The organism is Pseudomonas sp. NPDC087598, assembly GCF_044743525.1.
GTDB lineage: Bacteria > Pseudomonadota > Gammaproteobacteria > Pseudomonadales > Pseudomonadaceae > Aquipseudomonas.
This window is the reverse complement of the sequence record NZ_JBIUWQ010000103.1, coordinates 341-8,763: the sequence shown is the minus strand read 5'-3', so window position 1 is coordinate 8,763 and position 8,423 is coordinate 341. Positions and strand designations below refer to the sequence as shown.

General features: G+C 55.5%; 7 protein-coding genes and 1 pseudogene. 3 read left to right on the top strand and 5 right to left on the bottom strand.

What is annotated here, in order from left to right:
* Positions 1–619 precede the first annotated feature (619 nt).
* The 5 genes from mnmE to rpmH form a co-directional block, all read right to left on the bottom strand.
* Positions 620–1,990, bottom strand: coding sequence for a tRNA uridine-5-carboxymethylaminomethyl(34) synthesis GTPase MnmE (mnmE, locus tag ACIOWE_RS29140; protein WP_401398383.1), 1,371 nt, complete (start codon positions 1,988–1,990; stop codon positions 620–622).
* 79 nt (positions 1,991–2,069) lie between these two features.
* On the bottom strand, positions 2,070–3,749 hold the full coding sequence (yidC, locus tag ACIOWE_RS29135; protein WP_034152190.1) for a membrane protein insertase YidC: 1,680 nt from the start codon (positions 3,747–3,749) through the stop codon (positions 2,070–2,072).
* A 2-nt stretch (positions 3,750–3,751) separates the two neighbouring features.
* A complete protein-coding gene (gene yidD, locus ACIOWE_RS29130) occupies positions 3,752–3,997 on the bottom strand; it encodes a membrane protein insertion efficiency factor YidD (RefSeq protein WP_401398381.1) in 246 nt (81 codons plus the stop codon).
* Entirely contained in the window at positions 3,990–4,391 is a 402-nt protein-coding gene (rnpA, locus tag ACIOWE_RS29125; RefSeq protein ID WP_042704971.1) for a ribonuclease P protein component, read from the bottom strand. Before rnpA ends, yidD begins: the two co-directional genes overlap by 8 nt.
* A 16-nt stretch (positions 4,392–4,407) precedes the next feature.
* Positions 4,408–4,542, bottom strand: coding sequence for a 50S ribosomal protein L34 (rpmH, locus tag ACIOWE_RS29120; protein WP_003213577.1), 135 nt, complete (start codon positions 4,540–4,542; stop codon positions 4,408–4,410).
* 566 nt (positions 4,543–5,108) lie between these two features.
* Here rpmH and dnaA point away from each other — a divergent pair.
* The 3 genes and pseudogenes from dnaA to recF form a co-directional block, all read left to right on the top strand.
* A complete protein-coding gene (dnaA, locus tag ACIOWE_RS29115; protein ID WP_401398379.1) occupies positions 5,109–6,635 on the top strand; it encodes a chromosomal replication initiator protein DnaA in 1,527 nt (508 codons plus the stop codon).
* 39 nt (positions 6,636–6,674) lie between these two features.
* The gene (gene dnaN, locus ACIOWE_RS29110; protein ID WP_401398377.1) at positions 6,675–7,778 is read left to right on the top strand and encodes a DNA polymerase III subunit beta; all 1,104 of its coding nucleotides are present in this window, start codon (positions 6,675–6,677) and stop codon (positions 7,776–7,778) included.
* 14 nt (positions 7,779–7,792) lie between these two features.
* Positions 7,793–8,423 (top strand): annotated as a pseudogene (recF, locus tag ACIOWE_RS29105) (DNA replication/repair protein RecF); the annotation flags it as partial.

Here is an 8,423-nt window from a genome sequence, read left to right as displayed (position 1 = left end):
AATCATAACACGGAAAACGAAATAACCAAGACTAACACGATAACTTAAAAAAGGGAATGCAAAAAAAACACGCACCTCGTGCCTGCTTAAGTAGGTAATTCAGGAATAGTTTGAGATCAGGTTTCTGGACCTGGTCGGCAAGTATAGGGACTTCGCCCTTCCTAAAGAACCCTTTGCACAAAATTTAACCAGCTGTGGAGAACTCGCGGTTAAAAGAATAAAAAAGAGAGAAATTTATAAAACCTTTGTTTTAAAGCTTATTCTTACTGAGCCATCTTTCTGTGGATAGATTACTACAGGCCTTTATATTCAATATGTACAGAGTTTTTAAACCCTGTGTCCATGTACCCATGAGAGGTTTGGATAACCGGTGTAAGCCTGTGGGTGAAAGGGGTGGTTATCCACAGAGGGGTTTATATCCAGTTTTCAAGCCCTGTTATCAACTGACCTCAGTGGCAGTTATTCACAGGGCTTAATCCACAGAAAACGGACGAATACTGGAATGACAGGCAGAAGAAATCCGCTCAGGGAGAGAAAATCTGCCGGCACTTGGGAAAGGATTTTGAAATCAGAAGAGAAGGCAGGTCGCGAACGGACCTGCCTTTGGATCACGCAGGGATTATTTTCCGATGCAGAAGCTGGAAAAGATCCGTCCCAGCAGATCATCGGAGCTGAAGGCGCCGGTGATTTCTCCGAGAGAGTGTTGAGCCTGTCGCAGGTCCTCAGCCAACAGCTCTCCAGCCCCGGCCAGAGTCAGTTGCGCACGGCCGTGTTCCAACGCCGCACTGGCGTGACGCAAGGCTTCCAAATGCCGTCGACGTGCGCTGAAGCTGCTTTCCGACGTTTGCTCGTAACCCATGCAGGCCTTGAGGTGATCGCGTAGCAATTCCAGCCCCTCACCTGCCGATTTTGCGCTCAAGCTGATGGTCACATGGCCGTCATCACTGACTTCCAGGGCAATCGCTTCACCGGTCAGATCGGCTTTATTGCGAATCAAAGTGACCTTGGCCGGATCCGGGCGGATTTCGAGGAACTCCGGCCACAAGGCAAACGGATCCAAGGCTTCCGGAGCGGTGGCATCGACGACCAGCAATACCCGGTCGGCTTCGCTGATAGCCTTCAACGCACGCTCTACACCGATCTTTTCCACATGGTCATCGGTATCACGCAAACCTGCAGTATCGACAACGTGCAGCGGCATGCCGTCGATGTGGATATGTTCGCGCAGGATATCGCGCGTGGTGCCGGCAATCTCGGTCACGATCGCCGCTTCACGACCGGCCAACGCGTTCAGCAGGCTGGACTTGCCGGCATTCGGACGACCGGCGATCACCACGGTCATGCCGTCACGCAACAAGGCTCCTTGCCCGGCTTCACGCAGTACTGTGGATAATCCATCGCGTACTTTGTCGAGCATGCTTAACACATGGCCATCAGCGAGGAAGTCGATTTCTTCTTCCGGGAAGTCGATGGCGGCTTCGACATAGATGCGCAGTCCGATCAGTTGCTCGGTCAGGTTATGCACACGTTGGGAAAATGCGCCTTGCAACGAACGCAGGGCATTGCGAGCAGCCTGTGCAGAACTTGCTTCGATCAAGTCGGCAATCGCCTCGGCCTGGGCCAGGTCGAGTTTGTCGTTGAGGAAGGCGCGTTCGCTGAACTCGCCCGGACGAGCCAAGCGGCAGCCCAGTTCCAGGCAACGCTTGAGCAGCATATCCAGAACGATCGGGCCACCATGGCCCTGCAGTTCCAGTACATCTTCGCCGGTGAACGAGTTTGGCCCCGGGAAATACAGCGCCAATCCTTCGTCCAGCACTTGCTGGTCATCACTGAAAAACGGGCCGTAATGGGCGTAACGCGGTTTCAGTTCGCGGCCGCTGATGGCTTTCGCTGCAACACTGGCCAGCGGTCCCGAAATACGGACGATGCCGACACCGCCGCGACCTTGCGCGGTGGCGACAGCTGCGATGGTTTCACGAGGTGCGCTCATTAACCGGAATCCAGACAAAAGTGACAGATAGCAAAACGCCCCACTAGGGGGCGTTTTGAGTGGTTATCCACAGTGTAAATCAAGCGGCTGCTTTGGTAGCCCGTTCGATTTTACGCGTGATGTACCACTGTTGGGTGATGGACAGGCAGTTGTTCACAACCCAGTACAGCACCAGACCAGCCGGGAACCACAGGAAGAAGAAGGTGAAGATGATTGGCATCATTTTCATGACCTTCGCCTGCATCGGATCCGGAGGAGTCGGGTTCAGCTGCTGCTGGATAAACATGGTTGCGCCCATGATGATCGGCAGAATGAAGAACGGATCCTTGATCGACAGGTCAGTGATCCACAGCATGAACGGCGCCTGGCGCATTTCCACGCTTTCCAGCAGAACCCAGTACAGCGAAAGGAAAACCGGCATCTGCACGAGGATCGGCAAGCAGCCGCCCAGTGGATTGATCTTCTCTTTCTTGTACAGCTCCATCATGGCTTGCGACATTTTCTGCCGGTCATCGCCATGTTGCTCTTTCAGAGCAGCCAGTTTCGGCGCAACGGCACGCATGCGCGCCATCGATTTGTAGCTGGCAGCCGATAGAGGGAAGAAAAGCCCCTTGATCAGCATGGTCAGGAAAATGATCGACCAGCCCCAGTTACCGACAATGGCGTGGATGTGTTGCAACAGCCAGAAGATTGGCTGGGCAATGAACCACAGGATGCCGTAGTCGACGGTCAGTTCCAGACCTGGGGACAACTCTTTCAGTACAGCCTGGCTTTTCGGACCAGCGTACAGCACAGCGCTGGTTTCAACTTTGGCACCCGGAGCAGCGGTCAGTGTAGGACCGGTGTAACCGATGATGTAGTTGCCTTTGCTGTCTTTACGGGTCTGGACGACGTTGTTTTCGCCCTTGGCCGGAATCCACGCGGTCACAAAGTAGTGTTGTAGCCAGGCTACCCAACCACCGGTGACGGTTTCTTTCAGCTGTGCCTTGTCCATGTCCTTCATGGACACTTTCTTGTACGGCTCCGAACTTGTCCACAGGGCGGCGCCCAGGTAAGTTGCGGTACCAGTAGCAGTAGTGGACGAAGGATCAGCGCTGTTATCACGCTTCAACTGAGCGAACATTGCGCCGTTCCAGGGCTGAGCGCTCTGGTTATCCACAATGTAGGAAACGGCTACGTCATACAGGCCGCGTTTCAGAGTGAAACGCTTGATGTAATTAACGCCGTCCTTGCTGAACTTCAGGTCAACGACGAGTTGATCCTGACCGTCAGCCAGTTGATAAGTCTTCTTCTCCGAGGAGTAAACCGGACGACCGGCCGGATTTGCATCCGGGCCGTTGGTACCGATCAGACCGCTTTGTGCCAGATAAACACGTTCACCGCCGTTATCGAACAGCTGGAACGGAACATCAGGACGATCCTGACGACGTGGATACAAAGGCAAGGTCAGTTGAGCAACATCGCCACCTTGTGGATCGATCGCGAGATCGAGCACATCGGTTTTGATCTGGATCAGATCCTTGCTGGCGGCTACCGGAGTTTCGGCAGGTGCGCTGGTATCGCTAGCGGCGCGCGGAATATCGTCACTGGCGGCAGCATTATTGCCAGTGGCGGTGTCCGGCAAACCGGATGTAGTCGTACTGGAAGCAACATTCTGAGTCGGCAAAGCAGCCTGACCATAGTCCTGGTTCCATTTAAGAACCATAACGTAGGCCACGATTGCCAGGGCGACGATCAGGATCGTGCGTTTGATATCCATGATTACTCGGCCATCGAAGAAGAACGGGAGGTAGGGATAGGTGGAACCGGGTAATAACCACCGGGATGCCACGGATGACAGCGACCTAAACGACGAAAGGTCAGCCAGCCACCGCGCAGAAGGCCATGATTTTCAATGGCTTCATACGCGTAGCAGGAACAACTGGGGTAGAAACGACAGTGGCTGGCCATCAAAGGACTAATGGCATAGCGATAAAACTGGATCGGAACGAGGGCCAGTTTACGCATCTGGACTGTCTACCCCTACAGTTTCGGTTTTGACTTCTGGAACTGGCTTGCTGCGTGCCAGACGCTTCCAGAGTTTGCCGAAATGCTGAATCAATTCGGGGTTTTCTACATCGCCCAGACCTTTGCGCGCGACGATAACGATATCCCAACCGACCAGTGAATCCTGGTGCAGACGGAACGATTCGCGCATCAAACGCTTGAGGCGATTGCGCTCAACGGAGAGCTTTACGCTCTTCTTCCCGATAACCAGCCCGAGACGGGGGTGATCAAGATCGTTGTTGCGTGCAAGGAGCAGGAGATTTTTCCCCGGAACCTTGCCGGTAGGGGAGTCAAAGACTGCCTTGAAATGCCGGGGAGTAAGCAGACGCTTTTCCCGACTGAAGTCCTGACTCACCTCCAGTACCGGATTATCAAACTGCCAGACGCGCACGACCTTTGGCGCGACGACGCGACAGGACTGCGCGGCCGTTCTTGGTAGCCATGCGAGCACGGAAACCGTGGGTACGAGCGCGTTTGATAGTGCTTGGTTGGAAAGTACGTTTCATGTCGTGTTACCTGGTTCGTCCACAACGGGCCGGAATGGCCCCCGTTTTAAGAGACCGGGGATTCTAGAGAAAGCAAGCCTTCAGGTCAATTTCCAACCAGCGTTTCCTTATAAATAGATCTGCAGGGCTTGTTTGGCTGAAAGCCTGTTCGCCATACATAAAAATAAAGAAGGGAATTATTTAAAGCTTTTCTGTAAAGCTTATAAAAGCTAGGCACGCCGTCATCTGTGGATAAGTGCCATGAGGCCTTGTTTCGCGTGATGTACAGAGAATGACAACTACAGTGGAAAACCGTGTTCAGCCTGTGCTGCGCTATCGGATAACCTGTGTGTGGAATGGCCTGTTATCCACAGGCCTGTTATCCACCGAGTTTCGCCCCCAGTTGTCCAGTGCCCTTAGACGCGGTTATCCACAGAGCTTATTCACACACCGTTGGTCGCCTTTTTCCTGGTTAACGCATTGATAAATCATGGCGACCGCGCAACCTGCATGTGGATAAGTGGACGGCTCGCCGCTACAATGGCCGCTTGTTTTTGCCTCACCGGCTTTCAACTTAGGGGATATCCGTGTCAGTGGAACTTTGGCAGCAGTGCGTGGAGCTTTTGCGCGAGGAGCTGCCTGCCCAACAATTCAACACCTGGATCCGTCCACTACAGGTCGAAGCCGAAGGCGACGAGTTGCGCGTCTACGCACCGAACCGTTTTGTGCTGGACTGGGTCAACGAAAAGTACCTGGGGCGCGTCCTTGAACTGCTGGATGAGCACGGCAACGGCATGGCGCCAGCGCTTTCCTTATTAATAGGCAGCAAACGCAGTTCTGCTCCGCGTGCCGCACCCAATGCACCACTGGCTGCAGCGCAGGTGTCCCAGGCCCAGGCAAATGCCGCGCCTGTGAATGCGCCGACACCCGTTCAGGCATCAGCACCGGCGGCCAAGCGCTCGACGCAGAAAAGCCCCGAAATCAGCGATGAACCGTCTCGCGACAGTTTCGACCCGATGTCCGGTGCCGCTTCGCAACAGGCTCCGGTTCGCGCCGAACAGCGCACCGTGCAGGTTGAAGGCGCGCTCAAGCACACCAGTTACCTGAACCGCACCTTTACCTTCGAAAACTTCGTCGAAGGTAAATCCAACCAGCTCGCCCGCGCGGCAGCCTGGCAAGTGGCGGACAATCCCAAGCACGGCTACAACCCACTGTTCCTTTATGGTGGCGTCGGCCTGGGTAAAACCCACTTGATGCATGCGGTGGGTAACCACCTGTTAAAGAAGAACCCGAATGCCAAGGTCGTGTACCTGCATTCCGAGCGTTTCGTGGCCGACATGGTCAAGGCGCTGCAACTGAACGCGATCAACGAGTTCAAGCGTTTCTACCGTTCGGTGGATGCTTTGCTGATCGACGATATTCAGTTCTTCGCCCGCAAGGAGCGCTCGCAGGAAGAGTTTTTCCACACCTTCAACGCCCTGCTTGAAGGTGGCCAGCAGGTCATTCTCACCAGTGACCGCTATCCGAAAGAAATCGAAGGCCTTGAAGAACGCCTCAAATCCCGTTTCGGCTGGGGCCTGACGGTTGCCGTCGAGCCGCCGGAACTGGAAACCCGCGTCGCAATCTTGATGAAGAAGGCCGACCAGGCCAAAGTCGACTTGCCGCACGACGCCGCGTTCTTCATTGCCCAACGCATTCGCTCCAACGTCCGTGAGCTGGAAGGCGCGCTGAAACGCGTGATTGCCCACTCGCACTTCATGGGTCGCGATATCACCATCGAGCTGATTCGCGAATCCCTGAAAGACTTATTGGCGTTGCAGGACAAACTGGTCTCTGTGGATAACATTCAGCGCACCGTCGCCGAGTACTACAAGATCAAGATCTCGGATCTGCTGTCCAAGCGCCGTTCGCGCTCGGTCGCTCGTCCGCGTCAGGTGGCCATGGCGTTGTCCAAGGAACTGACCAACCACAGCCTGCCGGAAATTGGCGATGTGTTTGGCGGTCGCGACCACACGACTGTTTTGCACGCCTGCCGCAAGATCAACGAACTTAAGGAATCCGTAGCGGTAATCCTCGAGGACTACATGATCCTTCTGCGTTCTCTGACCACTTGATGAACACCACCGCAGCTTAATAAGGCACGGGACGACCCCATGCATTTCACCCTTCACCGCGACCCCCTGTTGCAACCCCTGCAACTGGTCGCAGGCGTCGTCGAGCGCCGACAGACCTTGCCGGTACTCTCCAACGTGCTGCTGGTTGTCGAAGGCCAGCAATTGTCGCTGACCGGTACCGACCTGGAAGTCGAGCTGGTCGGTCGTGTGCAACTCGAAGAGCCGGCTGAAACAGGCTCCATCACCGTGCCTGCGCGCAAGCTGATGGATATCTGCAAAAGCCTGCCCAACGATGCGCTGATCGACATCAAGGTCGACGAGCAGAAGCTGGTCGTGAAGGCCGGTCGTAGCCGTTTCACCCTGTCCACTTTACCTGCCAACGATTTCCCGACTGTCGAAGAAGGTCCGGGTTCGCTGACTTGCAGCCTGGAGCAAAGCAAACTGCGTCGTTTGATCGAACGCACCAGCTTCGCCATGGCCCAGCAGGACGTGCGTTATTACCTCAACGGTATGCTGCTGGAAGTTTCCGAAGGCATCATCCGGGCGGTGGCTACCGACGGTCACCGTCTGGCCATGTGCTCGATGAAAGCCGATATCGGTCAGCCGGATCGCCACCAGGTCATCGTGCCGCGCAAAGGTATTCTCGAGCTGGCACGTCTGCTCACCGAGCCGGACGGCAACGTCAGCATCGTCCTCGGTCAGCACCACATCCGCGCCACCACTGGCGAGTTCACCTTCACTTCGAAACTGGTCGACGGTAAATTCCCGGATTATGAGCGCGTGCTGCCGAAGGGCGGTGACAAGCTGGTACTCGGTGATCGCCAGGCCCTGCGTGAAGCGTTCAGCCGTACCGCGATTCTCTCCAACGAGAAGTACCGCGGTATCCGTCTGCAACTGGCCAGTGGTCAGTTGAAGATCCAGGCCAACAACCCGGAGCAGGAAGAAGCGGAAGAAGAAGTGGGCGTTGAATACAACGGCGGCTCCCTGGAAATCGGCTTTAACGTGAGCTACTTGCTCGACGTGCTGGGCGTGATGACCACCGAGCAGGTTCGTCTGATCCTGTCCGACTCCAACAGCAGTGCGCTGGTGCAGGAGTCCGACAACGACGATTCGGCTTACGTTGTCATGCCGATGCGTCTGTAATCAGCTGACCCTGGATGTCCTTAAGTCGTGTTTCGGTCACCGCGGTGCGCAATCTGCACCCGGTGACCTTCTCCCCCTCCCCCCGCATCAACATCCTTTACGGCGCCAACGGCAGCGGCAAAACCAGTGTTCTGGAAGCCATTCATCTGCTGGGGCTTGCCCGTTCGTTTCGTAGCACGCGGCTGTTGCCGGTCATCCAGTACGAGCAACTCGCCTGCACCGTGTTCGGTCAGGTCGAATTGGCCGAGGGTGGCCACAGTGCATTGGGGATTTCGCGGGACCGTCAGGGCGAGTTCCAGATCCGTATCGACGGCCAGAACGCCCGTAGCGCAGCGCAACTGGCGGAGATCCTGCCGCTGCAGTTGATCAACCCGGACAGTTTCCGCCTGCTTGAAGGTGCGCCGAAGATTCGCCGGCAGTTTCTCGATTGGGGCGTGTTCCACGTCGAGCCGCGATTCATGGCCACTTGGCAGCGCTTGCAGAAGGCCTTGCGCCAGAGAAACTCCTGGCTGCGGCATGGTACACTTGACGCCGTTTCGCAAGCGGTTTGGGATAGGGAACTGTGCCAGGCCAGCGCTGAAATCGTTTAATACAGCCGTGTTTACTTCATTGACTTTATTACATTTTTTTTTCATTCTTTGTGTT

What these genes read in the sequence shown, in the direction of transcription:
- dnaN (WP_401398377.1), top strand. Translation starts at nt 6,675, where the DNA reads ATGCATTTCACCCTTCACCGCGACCCCCTGTTGCAACCCCTGCAACTG.
- yidD (WP_401398381.1), bottom strand. Translation starts at nt 3,997, where the DNA reads ATGCGTAAACTGGCCCTCGTTCCGATCCAGTTTTATCGCTATGCCATT.
- rpmH (WP_003213577.1), bottom strand. Translation starts at nt 4,542, where the DNA reads ATGAAACGTACTTTCCAACCAAGCACTATCAAACGCGCTCGTACCCAC.
- mnmE (WP_401398383.1), bottom strand. Translation starts at nt 1,990, where the DNA reads ATGAGCGCACCTCGTGAAACCATCGCAGCTGTCGCCACCGCGCAAGGT.
- yidC (WP_034152190.1), bottom strand. Translation starts at nt 3,749, where the DNA reads ATGGATATCAAACGCACGATCCTGATCGTCGCCCTGGCAATCGTGGCC.